The sequence below is a fragment of the Aquabacter sp. DMC10 genome (assembly GCF_056314145.1).
Map to the genome: position 1 here is coordinate 374,846 of NZ_JBQUYX010000001.1, position 17,295 is coordinate 392,140.

At 67.5% G+C, this 17,295-nt stretch carries 17 protein-coding genes; 1 reads left to right on the plus strand and 16 read right to left on the minus strand.

The window, feature by feature from the left end:
* Positions 1–53: 53 nt before the first annotated feature.
* Genes ACT54L_RS01725 through ACT54L_RS01750 form a run of 6 tightly spaced genes read right to left on the minus strand, consistent with a single transcriptional unit; the run spans position 54 to position 4,868 of the window.
* Complete coding sequence (locus tag ACT54L_RS01725; protein ID WP_476083809.1) at positions 54–1,058, minus strand: threonine ammonia-lyase; 1,005 nt, start codon at positions 1,056–1,058, stop codon at positions 54–56.
* A gap of 1 nt (position 1,059) precedes the next feature.
* A complete protein-coding gene (locus tag ACT54L_RS01730) occupies positions 1,060–1,803 on the minus strand; it encodes an amino acid ABC transporter ATP-binding protein (RefSeq protein WP_476083810.1) in 744 nt (247 codons plus the stop codon).
* 38 nt (positions 1,804–1,841) lie between these two features.
* On the minus strand, positions 1,842–2,501 hold the full coding sequence (locus tag ACT54L_RS01735; RefSeq protein WP_476083811.1) for an amino acid ABC transporter permease: 660 nt from the start codon (positions 2,499–2,501) through the stop codon (positions 1,842–1,844).
* Entirely contained in the window at positions 2,488–3,219 is a 732-nt protein-coding gene (locus tag ACT54L_RS01740) for an amino acid ABC transporter permease (protein ID WP_476083812.1), read from the minus strand. Before ACT54L_RS01740 ends, ACT54L_RS01735 begins: the two co-directional genes overlap by 14 nt.
* A 43-nt stretch (positions 3,220–3,262) precedes the next feature.
* A complete protein-coding gene (locus tag ACT54L_RS01745; protein ID WP_476083813.1) occupies positions 3,263–4,135 on the minus strand; it encodes an amino acid ABC transporter substrate-binding protein in 873 nt (290 codons plus the stop codon).
* A gap of 28 nt (positions 4,136–4,163) precedes the next feature.
* Complete coding sequence (locus tag ACT54L_RS01750; protein ID WP_476083814.1) at positions 4,164–4,868, minus strand: HAD-IA family hydrolase; 705 nt, start codon at positions 4,866–4,868, stop codon at positions 4,164–4,166.
* A 215-nt stretch (positions 4,869–5,083) separates the two neighbouring features.
* On the opposite strand from ACT54L_RS01750, the gene ACT54L_RS01755 reads away from it, so the two are divergent.
* On the plus strand, positions 5,084–5,758 hold the full coding sequence (locus ACT54L_RS01755; RefSeq protein ID WP_476083815.1) for a GntR family transcriptional regulator: 675 nt from the start codon (positions 5,084–5,086) through the stop codon (positions 5,756–5,758).
* 129 nt (positions 5,759–5,887) lie between these two features.
* Here ACT54L_RS01755 and ACT54L_RS01760 read toward each other — a convergent pair whose 3' ends face one another.
* The 10 genes from ACT54L_RS01760 to ACT54L_RS01805 all read right to left on the minus strand — a co-directional run bounded on the left by ACT54L_RS01760 (position 5,888) and on the right by ACT54L_RS01805 (position 17,178).
* Positions 5,888–6,589, minus strand: coding sequence for an ABC transporter ATP-binding protein (locus ACT54L_RS01760; protein WP_476083816.1), 702 nt, complete (start codon positions 6,587–6,589; stop codon positions 5,888–5,890).
* On the minus strand, positions 6,582–7,391 hold the full coding sequence (locus tag ACT54L_RS01765) for an ABC transporter ATP-binding protein (RefSeq protein ID WP_476083817.1): 810 nt from the start codon (positions 7,389–7,391) through the stop codon (positions 6,582–6,584). Before ACT54L_RS01765 ends, ACT54L_RS01760 begins: the two co-directional genes overlap by 8 nt.
* On the minus strand, positions 7,388–8,437 hold the full coding sequence (locus ACT54L_RS01770; protein ID WP_476083818.1) for a branched-chain amino acid ABC transporter permease: 1,050 nt from the start codon (positions 8,435–8,437) through the stop codon (positions 7,388–7,390). The genes ACT54L_RS01765 and ACT54L_RS01770 overlap by 4 nt, the downstream gene beginning before the upstream one ends.
* Positions 8,434–9,306, minus strand: a complete 873-nt coding sequence (locus tag ACT54L_RS01775; RefSeq protein ID WP_476083819.1) for a branched-chain amino acid ABC transporter permease — start codon at positions 9,304–9,306, stop codon at positions 8,434–8,436. Before ACT54L_RS01775 ends, ACT54L_RS01770 begins: the two co-directional genes overlap by 4 nt.
* Positions 9,307–9,420: 114 nt before the next feature.
* Positions 9,421–10,581 carry an ABC transporter substrate-binding protein gene (locus tag ACT54L_RS01780; protein WP_476083820.1) on the minus strand — a complete coding sequence of 387 codons (1,161 nt, stop codon included), beginning with the start codon at positions 10,579–10,581 and terminating at the stop codon, positions 9,421–9,423.
* 31 nt (positions 10,582–10,612) lie between these two features.
* Positions 10,613–11,827 (minus strand): xanthine dehydrogenase family Fe-S subunit, encoded by a 1,215-nt coding sequence (locus ACT54L_RS01785; protein ID WP_476083821.1) that lies wholly within the window; start codon positions 11,825–11,827, stop codon positions 10,613–10,615.
* Entirely contained in the window at positions 11,824–12,687 is an 864-nt protein-coding gene (locus ACT54L_RS01790; RefSeq protein ID WP_476083822.1) for an FAD binding domain-containing protein, read from the minus strand. The genes ACT54L_RS01785 and ACT54L_RS01790 overlap by 4 nt, the downstream gene beginning before the upstream one ends.
* Positions 12,684–15,041, minus strand: coding sequence for a xanthine dehydrogenase family protein molybdopterin-binding subunit (locus tag ACT54L_RS01795; protein ID WP_476083823.1), 2,358 nt, complete (start codon positions 15,039–15,041; stop codon positions 12,684–12,686). Before ACT54L_RS01795 ends, ACT54L_RS01790 begins: the two co-directional genes overlap by 4 nt.
* The gene (locus ACT54L_RS01800) at positions 15,038–15,904 is read right to left on the minus strand and encodes an alpha/beta hydrolase (protein WP_476083824.1); all 867 of its coding nucleotides are present in this window, start codon (positions 15,902–15,904) and stop codon (positions 15,038–15,040) included. Before ACT54L_RS01800 ends, ACT54L_RS01795 begins: the two co-directional genes overlap by 4 nt.
* Positions 15,901–17,178 carry an amidohydrolase/deacetylase family metallohydrolase gene (locus ACT54L_RS01805; protein WP_476083825.1) on the minus strand — a complete coding sequence of 426 codons (1,278 nt, stop codon included), beginning with the start codon at positions 17,176–17,178 and terminating at the stop codon, positions 15,901–15,903. The genes ACT54L_RS01800 and ACT54L_RS01805 overlap by 4 nt, the downstream gene beginning before the upstream one ends.
* Positions 17,179–17,295: the final 117 nt, after the last annotated feature.

Here is a 17,295-nt window from a genome sequence, read left to right on the forward strand (position 1 = left end):
GATTCTCCGAGCCCATTGGATCGCAATGAGATTCAATTGGCTCGGATCCGGCTCTAAGCGGCCCAGCCCAGCGGGGTGGGGTCGAGGTCAAGGGCGGCCTTGAACACGGCGGGATCCACATTGCCGCCGGAGACGATGACGAGGGCGGTCTTCCCCCGTAGGCGGGCGGGATCGGCAAGCAAGGCTGCGAGCGCGATGATGCCTCCCGGCTCGGTCACCAGCCGCACGTCGTCATAGGCGAAGCGGATCGCGCGCAGCACATCCGCATCCGAGGCGGTCAGCGCGCCGGCGAGGCGGCTTTGCGTGATGGAGAAGGGCAATTCGGCTGGTATCGGGGCCAGCAGGGCATCGCAGAGGGAGCCGGACAGGGCGGCATTGACCTCGCGCACGCCGCTCGCCAGCGAGCGGCGCGTATCATCGAAGCCCTCCGGCTCCACCGCCCACACCTCGGCGCGGTGGCCCGCAGCTTCCACCGCGAGGCACGTGCCGGCGGAAAGACCGCCGCCGCCGCAAGGCACCAGGATCACGTCCGGCACCTGCGTGCCCAACTGGTCGAGGCTCTCCACCGTCACGGTGGCTTGGCCGGCAATGATGTGGCGATGGTCGCCCGGCGGTATGACGGCCACCGGGGCGCGGGCGGCAATCTCGGCGGCGATCTCCTCGCGCGACTGGCGGTTGCGGTCATAGAGCACGATCTGCGCCCCGGCCGCGCGGGCCTTGGCGATCTTCACCGCGGGGGCGTCCTGCGGCATGACGATGGTGGCGGACAGGCCCAGCATGCGCGCCACCGTGGCGACCGCCTGCCCGTGATTGCCGGTGGAGTAGGCCACCACGCCGCCGGGATAGGCCGCCCGGTCCAGCCGCGACAGGCAATTATAGGCGCCCCGGAACTTGAAGGCGCCGGTGCGCTGGAGGTTCTCGCATTTCAGGAAAATGGTGCCGCCGGTCAGCCGGTCCAGCGCGTCGGAGCACAGCAGCGGCGTTTCCACGGCGACGCCGGCCAGGGCGCGGCGGGCGTCGAGAATGTCCTCGGGCGTGGGGATGGAAAAGGGTGTCATGTCAGTGCGCCAGGATGCGGGAGAGGAAGAGGCGGGCGCGCTCCGAGCGGGGCGCCGCGAAGAAGGCCTGCGTCTCGTCGATCTCGACGATGGCGCCCTTGTCCATGAACACCACCCGGTCGGCGGCGGCCTTGGCGAAGCCCATTTCGTGGGTGACCACGATCATGGTCATGCCCTCGCGGGCGAGTTCCAGCATGACCGCCAGCACTTCGCCGATCATTTCCGGATCAAGCGCCGAGGTGGGCTCGTCAAACAGCATGGCCACCGGGTCCATGGCCAGCGCGCGCACGATGGCGATGCGCTGCTGCTGGCCGCCGGACAATTGCGCGGGATAGGCGGCGTCCTTGTCCGCAAGGCCGACACGGGCGAGAAGGCCGCGCGCCTTGGCCTCCGCTTCCGCGCGCGGGCGCTTGAGCACATGGACGGGGGCGAGGCAGATATTCTCCAGCACGGTCAGGTGCGGATAAAGCTCGAAATGCTGGAACACCATGCCCACCCGCGCCCGCATGCGCGCCGCCGCGCGCCCCCGGGAGGGCAGCGCCTCGCCCTCGATCAGCACCTGGCCGCGCTGGAAGTCCTCGATGCCGTTGATGCATTTGACGAGGGTGCTCTTGCCGGACCCCGATGGGCCGCAGATAACCACCACCTCGCCCCGGCGGACGGTGAGGCTGCAATCCTTCAGCACCTCCAGTGGGCCGAAGCTCTTGCCCAGCCCTTCCACCTTGATCATTTCATGCGAAGTCATCGGCACATCCATGGCTGGAGGGTGTGTGGAAGGCGGCCTCATGCGGCCCGGGAGGCGCGCTTCAGCCGCCCCGCGAGCGCATTGCCGGCCTGGCAGATGGCGAGGTAGACGACCGCCGCGAACACGTACATCTCAACGGGACTGTTCGTATTGTTCGCGACAATACTGACGGACGTCATGAAATCGTGGAGCGAGACCACGTAGACGAGCGCGGTGTCCTGGAACAGGATCACGCCCTGGGTCACCATGAGCGGCGCCATGTTGCGCAGGGCCTGGGGCAAGGCGATCAGCCGCACCGTCTGGAGATAGCCGAACCCCGAGGCCTTGGCCGCCTGCCATTGGCCCACCCGCACGCTTTGCAGGCCCGCCCGCATGATCTCCGAATAATAGGCCCCCTCGAACATGACGAAGGCGATGAGCACCGAATAGAGCGCGCCCACCGAGCGCCCCACCAGAAGTGGAACCAGGAAGTAGAACCAGAAAATCACCAGGATCAGCGGAACGGCGCGGAAGCCGTTCACATAGAGCGCGGCCAGCGGCGCGAGCACCGGCACACGGGTCAGCCGCACCAGGGCGATGACAAGCCCGAGGGCGATGCCGCCCCCCATGGCGATGGCGGTGAGCAGGATGCTGAGACCCAGGCCTTGAAGCAAGAAAGGCAGGGAGTTGATGATGGGCGCAAGATCAAAAGCGGACATGAAGGCCCCCTGACGTGGTGCCGGGCAGCGCGACGCCCCGCTCGATGGCCCGCATGATGACCGTGACCGTCATGGCGATGGCCACATAGAGGACGGTGGCCGCCGTGAAGGCCTCGAAACCCTGATAGGTGATGCTTTGGATCTGCTGCGTCTGGGTGGTCAGCTCATAGACACCGATGGCCAGGGCCACCGACGAATTCTTGAAGATGGTCAGGATTTCCGAGGTCAAAGGGGGAATGATGATGCGCAGCGCCTGCGGCAGCAGCACCAGCCGATAGGCCTGCAGTTGCGACAACCCCGCCGCCTTGGCCGCCATGCGCTGGCCCCGCGGCACCGCATCGATGCCCGCGCTCACCTGGACGGCGATGCGCGAACTGGTGAACAGGCCGAGGGCAATGATGGCGGTGACGATTTCCGGGTAGGGAAGATCGCGCTTGAGCCAGCGGCCGGCGCCCTCCGGCAGCAGTTCCGGGACCACGAAGAACCACAGGAACATCTGCAGCAGCAGGGGGATGTTCCGGAAGAGGCTGATATAGGCGCCCGTTGCGGCGCTCAGGACGGCGTGGTCCGAGCTGCGGAGGATGCCGACGGCCGTTCCCACCGACAGCGCAATGACCAGCGCGCCCAGCGAGATGGCAAGCGTGAGGGCAAGGCCCCAGACGAGCCATTGCAGATAAGGGTCCTGCACGAGGACGCCCCAGTTCCAGGAATAGGTCATCGCGGCATTCTTCTGTGAGGGCGCAAGACGTTGGCGGAACGCGCTATTCCGGGATGGCAATGACCTGGAAGATGGTCTCGAGATCCGGCGAGAGCGGCACGCCCATGGGCGCGAACCACTTGGCGTAGAGCGCCTGGAGCCGGCCGTCGCGGGCCATGCGCGAGAGGGTGGCATTCACCAGGGACAGGAAGACGGTGCTGTTCTTCTGCACCAGGAATCCATAGTAATCATAAGACAAGGGCGCTCCCACCACCTTGTAGTCGGAAGGATTGGGCGCCTTGCCGCGCAAGCCGAAGAGCAGGATGTCATCGGTTGCGAAGGCGTCCACGCGGTCGGTGGATAGGGCGAGGAAGCCTTCCGCATTGTCCTTCACCGGCACGATGCGGATGTTGAGCTTATCCTTCTCGATCATCCCGCGGATGAGGCGCTCGGGCACGGAATTGATGGGCAGGGCAATGACCTTGCCGGCAAGGTCCTTCAACTCGCCGATGCCCGACTTGTCCTTCACCAGAAGGCGCGTGTGCGAGATGAAGAAGGGATAGGAAAAGTCCACCTGGCTTTGCCGGGCAATGGTATTGACCGCCGACTCGCAGGAGATGTCCACGGTGCCGTTGGCCACCAGCGGAATGCGGTTCTGCAAATTGACCGGCACCATCTTCACCTGAAGGTCAGGCAGGTTGAGCGCCGTCTTCACCGTATTGGCCACTTCCAGGCAGATGTCGGTGGAATAGCCTTGCGGTTTGCCCTGCGCATCCACGAAGGAGAAGGGAATGGAGGCATCGCGATAGCCGATGGAGATGGCACCCTTGGCACGGATCCGGTCCAGCACCGCATCGCTCGATTGAGCCTGCGCGACGGGGGCGAGGACGAGCGTGGCGATGACCGCGCCCATGGCGGCCGAAAAAGCGTGTTTCATGATGTCCCCTCTGGTTTTTGTGTGGACGTCAGCCGATGGCTTCGAGCATTTCCGCAAGGCTTGAGACGGTGAGGTCCGGCCGCGCCTCGGCCGCTCCCTCGCCGGAAAGGCCGAGCAGGCGGTTGGGCCGGTTGATCCAGACGCAGGTGAGGCCGAGCCGATTGGCGGGCGTGATATCTGCGCGCAGGCTCTGACCCACATGGAGGATGCGCGCGGGCGGGATGCCCTGTGCCGAGAGATCGGCGAGCGCGGTCTGGAAATGCTCCGGGCTCGGCTTGTAGGCGCCCACGCGCTCGGCGGTGACCACGATGTCGAAGGCGATGCTCATCTTGGCGCAGGAGGAGGCGAGGGACGAATTATCGATATTGGAGAGGGCGCCGATCTTCGCGCGCGCCTGCAGCGCCTTCAGCCCCGCCGGGACGTCTGAATAGGCTGGCCAGTGATGGGGCGTTGCGGCGAAGGCCTCGCGCAGATCCGCATCCACAGGCAGCTTCAGCTCAGCGGCGATGCGATCGAAGCAGAGGCGCAGAACCTCGGGATAAAGGTGCGCGGGCCGCTCTTTCTGAATGTCCGCGCGGGCGCGATCGAAGGCCATGATGAGCTCCTCGTCGCTGGCGACGACGCCGGACTGCCCGGCCCAGCGGCCGAGGAAGGCGGCGATGGAGGGCTCCCAATCGATAAGCGTGCCATAGACATCGAAGGTCACGGCATCAAAGTCGGCGAGGCGGATCATGGAGAAGGACAGCCCGTCTTAATTAGCGATAATCGCTAAATATGACCGACAACCGCGCCCGTCAACCCCACTTGCCGGAGCGCGCAGACGTGTTCCTTCAACTTTCCATGGCGGAAAGGGTTTATCACGGCCCGGGGAGAGGCTATCTATGCCCGCAAATGGCAGCTCTCCGGCTCCGACAGCGTGCCGGATTATCGCTTGAAATGAAGGACGAGATGGTCAAGCCAGATCAGGCGGAAAACGAACGCGCGGGGCCGGCCCTCGCCCGGACCGCCGCGACGATCGTGTGCGATGAACTGCGCAACGCGATCATGCACAACCGCCTCAGCGGCGGAGAACGGCTTCGGCAGGATGCCCTCGCCACCCAATATGGCGTGAGCCAGATGATCGTCCGTGAAGCCTTCCGCCAATTGACGGCGGAGGGGTTCCTGAAGGCCGAGCCGCGGCGCGGCGTCAGCGTGGCAAAGCTCAGCGCGGACGAGGCCTGGGAGGTCACGCAGCTCCGGGCCCTGCTGGAATGCCAGGCCTTGCGGTGGGCCATCCCCAACATGGTGCGCGCGGACTTCGTGCAGTGCGCCCGGACGCTGGACGATCTAGACGCGGCTGACAGCGTCGATGCGCGGATCGAGCTCAATGCCCGGTTCCACGCCCGCCTCTATGCCCCCGCCCGCAAGGAGCGCACGCTCGACCTCATCCATCACCTGCGGCTGAATTTCGAGCGCTATCTCAGGTTTACCTGGGAAGAGACGCACCATTCCGAGCAGTCCCAGATCGAACACCGGGACATCCTGCGCCTGTGCGAGATGCGGGACGTCGAGCGCGCCTGCGACGCGCTCCGGGCGCATATCCTGGCCACGGGGGACCTGCTGGTGGAATATCTCAGCCGCTAGAGCCGGATCCGCACGTTGAAACGCATCGCGGTTCCATCTGGTCGGATCGCGCTCTAGCCTCGGCGCGGAGCAATGGCGGCCCGCGCGTGAGGGGCCGGCGCACGGCAAACGAGGCCAAGCGGCCGCGCCTCAGTTCCCCAGATAGGCCGCCCGCACATGGGGATCGTCGATCAGGTCGGCGCCCTTGCCCGACATGACGATGCGGCCCGCCTCCAGGAGATAGGCATAGTCGCAGAGTTCCAGTGCGGCGAAGGCGTTCTGCTCCACCAGCAGCACGGTGGTGCCGGCATCGCGGATGGCGCCGATGATGGCGAACATCTGCTCGACGATGTTGGGCGCCAGCCCCAGCGAAGGCTCGTCGAACAGGACGAGGCTTGGGCGGGACATGAGGGCGCGGCCAATGGCCAGCATCTGCTGCTCGCCGCCCGAGAGCGTGCCGGCCATCTGGTGGCGGCGCTCGGCGAGGCGCGGAAAGCTGGTGTAGATGCGCTCGTAATCGGATTTCAGCCCGGCATCGCTGCGCAGATAGGCGCCCATGGCCAGGTTCTCCACCACGCTCATGTGGGGAAACACCCGTCGGCCTTCCGGGCAGTGAGCGACGCCCAGGCGCAGCATGCGCTGGGGGCCGGCGCGGGTCACGTCGTCGCCCTTCAGGCGAATGGAGCCGGCGCGCGCCGGCACCAAGCCGGAAATGGTGCGCAGGGTGGTGGACTTGCCGGCGCCATTGGCGCCCACCAGGGCCACCAATTGCCCCTCGCCCACCTTGAGGGAGATGCCCTTGAGCGCGGCCACCTGGCCATAGCCGCAGACGAGATCGGTGATCTCAAGCATGGGCTGCCTCCTTGTGCTCCAGCTTTGCGGCGCTCTTGCCCAGATAGGCCTCGATCACCTTGGGATCGGTGCGGATCGCCGCCGGCGGGCCTTCCGCGATCAGCCGGCCGTAATTGAGGCACACGATGCGGTCGGAGACTTCCATCACCATGGGCATGTCGTGCTCCACCAGGAGGATGGTGACGCCCTCCTCCCGCACCTTGCGGATGAGGCGCACGAAGCCCTGGGTCTCCGAGGCGTTCATGCCGGAGACAGGCTCGTCCAGGAGCAGCATGCGGGGCTCCACCGCCAAGGCGAGGGCGAAACCCACGAGGCGCTGCTCGCCATAGGAGAGGGACCCGGCCTTTTCGCCCGCCCGTGGTGTCAGGCCGACGAGGTCGATGATGGCATCCGCACGCTCGCGCACCGCCCGTTCCGCCCGGCGCGCGCCGGGAGTGGGCAGCAGGCGGTTGAGGAGGCCAGAGGCGCCCGCCTCCTCCTGGTAGCGATGCAGGCCGATCAGCACATTGTCGCGCACGCTGTCGTCCGCGAACACGCTGGTGCGCTGGAAGGTGCGGGCAAGGCCGAGGCGCGCGATCTGGTTGGGCGGCGTCTGGGAGAGGTCGCGGCCGCGGAACAGGACGCGGCCCTGCGTCGGCTTCAGGAAGCCGGTCATGATGTTGAAGGCCGTGGTCTTGCCGGCGCCGTTGGGGCCGATGAGGCTGAGGATTTCCCCCTCCTGCACATCGAAATGCAGGTCGGCGATGGCGGTGAGGCCGCCGAACCGCATGCCCACATGCTCCACATTCAGGATGGCGCTCATGGATTGGCTCCCATCTCGGCGGGGAGCGAGCCGCCGCCCTTGGCATTGGCCTTGCGCCGCGCGGACAAGCGGGCACCGAGCCCGTCGAGGGCCGGCACGATGCCCCGCGGCATCAGGAACAGGATGGCGATGAGGATGGCGCCATAGACGATCCATTGCGCTTCCGGCGCCATCACCGGCCTCAGCGCCACCGGCAGCAGGCCGAAGATGAGACCGCCCACCAGCGGGCCCGCCAGCGTGCCCTTGCCGCCCGACACCACCATGATGACCATGGTCACCGTGTAGGAGAACAGGAACACGTCGGGGTCGATGATGCGCAGGTAGTGGGCATAGAGGCTGCCCGCCGCGCCCGCCATGGCGGCGGACAAGGTGGCCGCGACGGTGAGCGTGCGGGTGGCGTTGATGCCCAGGGAAAGGGCGAGGGATTCATTCTCCTTCAGCCCGCGCATGGCCCGCCCGAAGCGCGAGGCCACCAGGCGCGCGATGATGAGATAGCTCGCCACCGCCACGCCCAGCACCAGGTAATAATTCTGCATCTTGGAACGCAGCGCCACCTCGCCAAGACCGGGCACAGGCAGCACCATGTTGGGAATGGCGGTGAGAGCGAGCGGGCCTTGCGTCAGCTCCACCCAGTTGAGAGCCACGAGCCGCACCACCTCGGCGAACGAGATGGTGACGATGACAAAATAGGCGCCTCGCACCCGGAACGACAGGCGGCCGATGAGATAGCCGCACAGGCCGGTGAGCACCACCGCCAGCACGAAGCCCAAGAGCGGGGACCCCGCCTCATGGGTCACGCGCAGGCCGAAGGGCAGGCTCACATCGAAGCCGAGCGCGGTCAGCGCGCTCACATAGGCGCCGATGCCGAAAAAGGCCACATGGCCGAGGCTCAATTGCCCGGTGAATCCCAGCAGCAGATTGAGGCTCATGGCGCAGATGGTCAGGATGCCCGTGACGATCAGGGCATTGAGCAGATAGGGGTCGCTCAGCCCGAGCGGCAGCAGGGCGAGGACGACGAGGATGAGGGGGGCGATGAAGCGTGTCATCCGATCCGCTCCGCGCGGGCGAACAGGCCGGTGGGCTTGACCAGCAGCACCGCGATGATGATGAGGAAGCCCATGGCATCCCGATAGCCGGACGAGATGTAGCCGGCGCCCAGTTCCTCGGCGAACGCCAGGATGAAGCCGCCGATGGTCGCCCCGGAAATGGAGCCGAGCCCGCCCAGGATGACGATGGCGAAGGCTTTCACCGCCGCCAGCTCGCCCATTTGCGGCGTCACCACATAGACCGGCCCCAGCAGGGCGCCCGCCGCCGCCGCCAGCGCCGAGCCGATGGCGAAGGTGGCGGTGTAGATGAGGGAGACATTCACGCCCATCAGGGCGGCCGTGTCATGGTCCTGGAAGGTGGCGCGCATGGCGCGGCCGAGTTTGGTGCCGTTGATGGTGAAATAGGTGATGGCGATCAGCGCCACCGCGGCGGCCAGCACGAACAAATTCACATAGGACAGCGACACCGGCCCGAAGGTGAGCGGCTGCGCCGGGAAGGGCGTCGGCACGGCCTTGGCGACGCCGCCGAACACCCAGAGCGTGCCCGATTGCATGATAATGCCGGCGCCGATCATCACCAGCATGGTGGTGTCAATGTCGGAGCGGCGCAGCGGACGCAGTAGCGTGAACTCGATGGCCGCGCCCAAAAGGAGACCGGCCACCAGCGCCACCGGCAGCGCCACGAAGAAGTTCAGCCCCAGCGCCACCGCCGCCAGATACATGGCATAGCCGCCGAACGTATAGAGCGCACCATGGGTGAAATTCACCACGTTCATGATGCCGAAGATCAAGGTCAGGCCGATGCCCAGGAGCGCATAGGTGCCGCCCAGCACCAGCGCGTTGAAGATGTGTTGCAGCAATTGGTCCATCTGGCCTGTCCGATCTGGCGTTGGACGGAGGGACAAAAGGGGCCGGGCACTGCACCGGCCTCTTCCGTCCGATGGCCCCCGCCTATGGGCTGGGACCGGTGCGGGAAGGCAGGATCAGCCGCCGAGCTGAACCTGGTTCACCTTTCCGCCGGAGATCTCGATGAGATAGACATTGGGCTTGGACTGGCCGCTCTCCTTGCCCGCCGGGCCGCTCTTGTCGAACTTGATGGGACCGTTGAGGCCCATGAAGTCCACCTTCCAGAAGCCCTTCTGGATGGAGGCCGGATCGGTGCCGCCGCCCGCCGCGATGGCGGCCGCCACCGTGCGGATGCCGTCATAACCGCGGAAGCTCTCGGTGGCGCCGGCAAAGTCGAAGCCGCGCTTCTTCCACTCGGAAAGGAAATAGGCGGTGGCCTGCGGGTTCGGGGTCTTCTCCGGGAACCAGGGCAGGAAGGTGGTCAGGTGCATGGTGCCATCAGCCGCCGCACCCGCCTGTGCGATGATCTGGTCGGGATTCTGCGAGCCGCCGGTGGTGATGATGCGCTTCTTCAGGCCGAGCGCCGCCATCTGCTTGAACAGCAGGGTGAGCTGGTCCACGGCGCTCGTCACCATGATGGTGTCGGCATCGGAGGCCTTCAGCTTGGCGAGCTGGGCGCTCATGTCCTGCGCGGACTGGTCCATGGTCTCGACCAGGCCCACTTCCACGCCGTTGGCTTTCAGCATTTTGGAGAAGTCGGCGGCGGCGCCCCGGCCCCAGTCATTGTTGATGACGAGGAAATCCACCTTCTTCAGCCCGAGCTTCTTGGCGATGGGCTCGAATGCCTCTGCCTCCACGGCGGAGGGCGGCGAGATGCGGAAGATGAAGGGATTGCCGGAAGTGGTGATCTTGCCGGACGAGGAGGTCTCCACCAGCATGGGCACGGAATATTCTTCCAGCTTCGGCATGGTGGCCAGCGTCAGCGAAGAGCCCCAGGCGCCCATCATCACCGGCACCTTGTCGGAGGTGATGAGCTTTTCGGCCACCGCCGCCGCCTCGGTGGGGTTGCTCTTATTGTCCTCGATGACGAGCTCGATCTTCTTGCCGAGCACGCCGCCCTTGGCGTTGATCTCGTCGGCGGCGATCTTGGCGCCGTTCACCACATAGGTGCCGGAAGCCGCGAAGGCGCCCGTGAGAGGCTCGTTGACGCCGATCTTGATGGTGTCGGCGGCCAGGGCCGTGCCGGCCATGAGGCTGAAGCCGAGGGCTGCGAGAGTTGTCCGGCGGGAAAGCAACATGGGTGGTCTCCAGTCTCGAGGGGCAGGCGGGTCAGGATGAAGCGCCGCCGCGGGGCCACAGGCGCCCGAGGCGGTCGGAAATCAGCGCGAGGAGAAGCCGCAGCGGATCAAGGCCGCGAGGCGCGCCGGTGGGCACGGGAGCGCCAGCAAGGCGGGCATTGAGGTTCGTGGCGAAGTCGGCGATCAGGCGGGAGGCCACCTCGCGCACAAGGCCCGGCCGGCCGAACTGGGCGAGCGGCCCCTTCAGCGTATAGCCAACGCTAAGCGCCACGCGTGCCGTCCCGGCCGCCGCGCCGGGTGTGACCGCGTAGGCGATGAGGCCTTCGGTGCGTGAGCGCCCGTCGCCGCCGGCGCCATGGATGGTGCCGCGCGCGCCCGCCGCGTCCCGCGTGATACGGGCGGTGCCGCGGAAGGTGGTGGCGATGGGGCCGAGCTTCACCCGCATGCCGCCCTCCACCAGATCGGGCGTTGGCACGCGCGCGATGACGGCGCCCGGCAGGCAAGCGGCCACCTCCTCGATGCGGCCGAAGAAGGCGAACACGTCGGCCGGCGGATACGGCACCTCGAAGCTCTGCTCGAAACGGTGGGCCGGGATGAAGTCATCGGCCAGGACAGCGGTGGCGGCCGCGACAGCCGTCTGGACGGGAGCGGCCACCGGCACCGCCGCGTCGCCCCCCTCCCCTGGACGCGCGCCCACCGGGCCGAGGCGGCGCTCGGCGACGAGCGGCCCGATGCCACGCGCCCGCCGTGCGGCGATGACGCCGGCCACCGCCTTGACGATGCCCGCATAGCCCGTGCAGCGGCACAGATTGCCGGCGAGCCCGAGGCGGATGCGCGTCTCGTCCGGCTCGGGCAGGCGCAGGACCAGGTCGCGGGCGGACACCAGCATGCCCGGCGTGCAGAAGCCGCATTGCAGGGCATGCTCGGCATTGAAGGCAGCGCGCAGCTCGGCGGCGATGGGATCGTCGTCGAGCCCCTCGATGGTGACGACCTCCGCTCCCTGGCAGGCCCCGGCAAAGGCAAGGCAGCCCCGCGCCGGCTCGCCATCCACCAGAAGGGTGCAGGCCCCGCACACCCCGTGCTCGCACCCCAGATGCGTGCCGGTGAGGTTGAGGGTGTCTCGCACGAAGTCGGCGAGGCTGGTGCGCGCCTCCGCCGGTGCCGCCACCGGTCGGCCATTCAGGGTCAGGGACACCATCGGTTCGGAGGCCATCGCGGCCGCCTTGAGGGCTGGCGCGGCGGTCATGCGGCGCTCCGTATGTCAGTGAGGAGGCCGGCGGCCTGGCGGGTGGCGCGGCGCAGCACCTCCACATGCACGTGACGGTCGACCGCATCCCCCATGCCGATGGCGCGAAGCGCCGCGTCGGCGGCGCCGGCATCGAAGCGATCGGCAAAGCCCGCATCCATGCGGCCGCCGAAGAGCGCGGTGGCCTCCGGGAAGACGAGGGGCGGTCCGTCGATGGCGCCCATGAGCGCGCGTCCGGTCCCCGCCACGGGGTCCACCAGGACAGCTCCGATGGCATGGGCGAACTCGCCCACCTTCCGGCAATGCTTCACATAGCCGAAGCGCGCGGTGGCGGAGAGCTTCGGCACCCGCACGGCAACGAGGATCTCTCCCGGCGCAAGCGCCGTTGCGAGGGCGCCGGTGAGGAAGGCATCCAGGGCAAGCCGGCGCGCGCCGGAAGGGCCCGCCACTTCCACCTCGGCGCCGAGAACGGACAGGGCATTCACCCAGTCCGCAGCGGGGTCGGCATGGGCGAGACTGCCGCCCAGCGTGCCGCGATTGCGCACGGCCCGGTAGGCGATGCCGCCCGCCACCCGCCGCAGCACGTGCGGGGCGATGTCCGGCGCGCGGCCATCCTCCAAGTCCGCATGGGTGACGAGGGCGCCATAGACCATGTGCCCGGTCTCTTCCCGCACGGTGCGCAAGGCGTCGATGCCGGAGAGGTCGACGATGAGCGCGGGCGTGGCGAGGCGCAGATTGAGCATGGGGCCGAGCGACTGGCCGCCGGCCATGGCCTTGGCGCCGTCCCCGCTTTCGGCGAGGAGCGACACGGCCTCGGCGACGGTGCGCGGGCGCGCCATGCGGAAGGGGGCGGGCTTCATGCCGCGCTCCTTTCGCCGGCGCGGGCCGCCAGCACCTGCTCCACGATGCGCCGGGGCGTCACCGGCGAACGCAGCATCTGCGCGCCGAGGGGGCGCAGCGCATCATTGATGGCATTGGCGATGGCGGCGGGCGGCGCGATGGCCCCGCCCTCGCCAATGCCCTTCACGCCGAACTTGGTATAGGGCGAGGGCGTCTCCATGTGTCCGATGAAGGGCATGGGCACTTCCGGCGCGCCGGGCAGGAGATAATCCGCCAGCGTCGAGGCCAGCGGCTGTCCGGCGCTGTCGAACGGCATTTCCTCATAGAGCGCGGTGCCGATGCCCTGGGCGAGGCCACCCAGGATCTGGCCATCCACCACCATGGGATTCACCAGCGTGCCGCCGTCCTCCACGATGGCATAGTCGAGGATCTCCACCTCGCCGAGCTCGGGGTCCACCGCCACCACCACCGCATGGGCGGCATAGCTGAAGGTGCCGCTGTCGCGCTGCGGCTTGTAGCCGGCGGTCACTTCCAGCCCGTGGGGGTCCACCTCCCCTGGCAGGTCCTGCGGCCGCCGATACCAGGTGCGTGCCACCTGCTCGATGGGGATGTCGCCGGAGGGGCCGACCACGCGCCCGCCCTCCAGCCGCACGTCCTCAGGCCGGGCCTGGAGCATATGAGCGCCGATTCGGCGGATGCGCTCGGCCAGCTCCGTGCATGCGGTGGCCACCGCCCCGCCGGCCATCACCATGACCCGCGAGCCCCAGCTGCCGGTGGAATAGGGGGTCATGGCGGTGTCGCCATGGACAAGCCGCGTACGGGCAACAGGAAGCCCGAGGATTTCATGCGCCACCTGCGCCAGCGTCGTTTCCAGACCCTGGCCGTGGGAATGGGCGCCGATGCGCAGTTCCAGCCCGCCATCCGGCGTCAGGCGGGCGCCCGCCTGCTCGTGGCCGGGCACCATGGGAATGCCCCAGCCGGAATAGACCGAGGTTCCGTGGGCCGCCTGCTCGCAATAGATGGACAGGCCCAAGCCGATGCGGCGCCCGTCCGGCTCGCCCGCCCGCTGGCGCGCGCGCACCGCGTCCACATTGATGGCGTCGAGCGCCTGCCGGAGGGCTTCGGGATAGTCGCCGCTGTCGAAGTGCTTGTTGGTGATGTTGTCGAACGGCATCTGCTCCGGCCGCACGAGGTTCTTCAGCCGCACCACTTCCGGGGGAAGGCCCAGTTCCGCCGCCAGTGCGTCCAGCGCCACTTCCAGGGCGAAGCACACGCCGGTGCGGGCCACCCCGCGATAGGGCAGGATCGGGCATTTGTTGGTGGCCACCGACCAGGTGCGGCAGCGATAGGAGGGGAACGCATAGGGCCCGGGCAGGATGCTCGCCACCTGCGCGGCCTCAAGGCAGGCGGAAAACGGATAGGCGGAATAGGCCCCGCTATCCACGCACGCTTCGCAATCGATGCCGCGCAGGGTGCCGTCGCGCTCGGCATAAAGCGTGATCTCGTAATGGTGCTCCCGGCAATTGGCGCCGGCGGTCAAGTGCTCGCGCCGATCCTCCAGCCAGCGCACGGGGCGGCCGATCTTTCGGGCAAGCCAGCCGAGGCACACATCTTCCGCCAGCAGGATGGCCTTGTAGCCAAAGCCGCCGCCCACATCTGGGGAGATGATGCGGATCTGGCCCTCTTCCAGCCCCAGGCATTCGGAGAGGCCCGAGCGGACGATGTGGGGCATCTGGCTGGCGGTGTGCACCACCAGCTGGTCCGCGCGATGATCGAAATGAACCACGGTCCCCCGCCCCTCGATGGGCGCCATGCACTGGCGGGCGGTGGAGATGGTGCGCGACACCTTCACCGGCGCGTCGAAGGCGGCCTCCATATTGATGTTGACGAGGGTTTCGAGAAAGACGTTGTCTCCCCACTGCTCGTGCACCAGCGGCGCGCTCGGCTGGCGGGCGGCCAGCATGTCGTGCAGGGCGGGCAGCTCTTCCAGGTCCAGTTCCACGCGGGCGGCCATGTCCTCGGCTTCCGCGCGGGTGTCGCCGACGCACATGGCGATCAACTCGCCCACCTGGCGCACCTTGCCGGTGGCGAGCACCGGCTGCTCCGACACTTTGAAACCCGGCAGGCCGGACACGGCACGGATGGGCTTCACCCCCTCCAGATCATCCGCCACGAAGACCCGGCCTTTCAGATCGTCGGGCACATGGATGGCACGGATGCGGGCATGGGCGAGCGGGCTGCGCACGAAGGCCACGTCCTGCATCCCCGCCAGCCGAATATCGCCAACGAACTGGCCGCGACCGCGCATGAGGCGGTCATCCTCCTTGCGGGGGAGACGGGCGCCGACGCCTTCTTGTTTCTGGGTCGGGCTCATGTCGCCGCCTTCCCCATCAGGTCCAGCGCGGCGCGCACCAACTGGCCGTCGGGACGGCGCAATTCGTCGAGGATGGAGAAATGGTCGGCCCCCAGAATGGGCAGGAGCGCACCCGGCGCGTGGGCAGCAACGCGGCGCGCCGCAAGCGCGCGGGAATCGTGCACCAGCGCCGGCACCTCCGCCGTGCCATAGGCGATGACCAAGGGCTTTTCGGAAGGCACATGGCGCAATGGGGAACAGGCGGCAATCTCCGCCTCCGACAGGTCCAGCGCCCCGTTGAGGAATGTGTCGCGCAACGGTGCCAGCTCATAGACGCCGGATATGGCGAGCCCGGCCGTCACAGCGGGATGATCGAGCTGCATCACCGCCAGTTGCGCCCCGGCCGACCAGCCGGCCACGACCACCGGTCCGCCCGCGCCAAAGGCTGCGCCTCGTTCCGCGATCAGGTCGAGCGCCGCGCCCATCTCCGCGACGATCGCCGGCAGGCGGGCCTCCGGCGCCAGCGTGTAGCTGGGCATGGCCACCGACCAGCCATGGGCGAGCAGCCCCTCGGCATAATGGGCGAACAGCTCGCGGGAATTGCGCTGCCAATAGCCGCCATGGATGAAGACGAGGCAGGGGGCACCGGCCGCGCCAGGATAGAGATCCAGCTTCTGCCGGGCGCCGGGGCCATAGGGAATGTCCAGATGGGCCTTCGCCGCCGCGCGGAAGAGAGGCGCGGCAATGTCCCGCGCCTCCACCCATGCCGCGCTGGTCTTCACCGCGGCATTGTTGTTGTAGGCGGCATCCCGCTCGGCCTGGGACAGGGTATCCCAAACCTCCTGCGGGGCGGGATGAGCCGCCGCTGCGGACGCCGTGCTCACGCCGCCACCGCCTGGGGCAGGATGACGGCGTCGGCGTCGAACTTCTTGCCGGCGCGCAGGCAGAAGGCGGGAGTGAGCAGGCGCTCGGCCACCACCTTCGTGTCCTCGTTGTCGCGCAGCAGGAAGCGGCCGCGATGGTCGTCCAGCACCGAAATATCAGCCGCATAGCCCACCGTGAGCGAGCCCACGCGATCGGTCAGGCCGATCATCTTGGCCGGATTGATGGTGACCATGGGCACCACCTCCTCCAGCGAGAGTCCGAGCGCCATCATGGAGCTCATGGCCTGGGTCAGGCTGAAGCGGGCCTGGCCCTTGAAGGGGTGGTTCTCGTCGTCATAGTGCTCTTCCGGCGTCCCGGCCGGGGCGGGCACATGGGTGTTGTAGCCGTGCATGTCGGCGCCCAGCGTGTGGGGAACCACGCCGGCAGCAATGGCCTTCTTGGCCAGGCGATAGGAGAAATGGCTGCCGTGGCCCACATCCACCTTCAGGCCGCGATCGAGCGCCGCCTGGATCACATGGTGCACCTCGCCCTGCTGGTTCACGAAGCCGCCGGGATGGCGGGTGAAAGGATGGGCGAGCACGTCGCCTTCCTTCAGGAGCGGGATGACGCGCTCCAGGATGGTGTCCGCATCCTCGCCATTGGCGCCGCTCTCCGGCAGGCCCCACAGGGTGCCGAAATGCACATAAAGCGGGATTTCGGCACGCCGCGCGATCTCCGCCGCCATTTCCATGACGCGGATGCCCCAGCGGGCGAAGCCCCCGATTTCCGCATGCCCCTTGATGCCGCGCACGATGTCGCGATTGGCCACCGCCGAGCGAACGGTGGCCTCGATGTCCACGCAGTCCGGGCTGTAAAGGTTGGGGTAGTAATGGCCTTCGAGCCCGCCCACCAGATAGGCGGAGAGGAAGGCATAGATGCGGGTGTCGGACGGCTCGGCGATAAACTTGCGGAAGCCGGGCAAGGTCATGCAGGACGGGCCGCCCTGGTCGATCACCGTGGTGACGCCGGAATGCACGCCCACCATGTCGGGGTTCAGGCCGAAGCGGCCGGTGACGTATTGATAGACATGGCCGTGGGTGTCGATCATGCCCGGCAGGACCAGCTTGCCGCTGACATCGATGATCTCGGCGGCGCTGGAAGGCAGGATGGTCTCTTCCACCGCGGCGATGCGCCCGTCGCGCACCGCCACATCGCGAATGCCATCAATGCCGGAGGCGGGGCAGATGACATGCCCGCCCTTGAGGAGGATATCGTATCCCGCAGGATCAGCCATCGGGGGTCTCCGTCCATGCATGCGCGGTGCTGGGACCGCATTGGAAAAGCGAAGCATGCTTCGTATTTCCCCTTATGCAGGGCGCGTGCCAGGATTTGACTTAGATCAATTTCAATC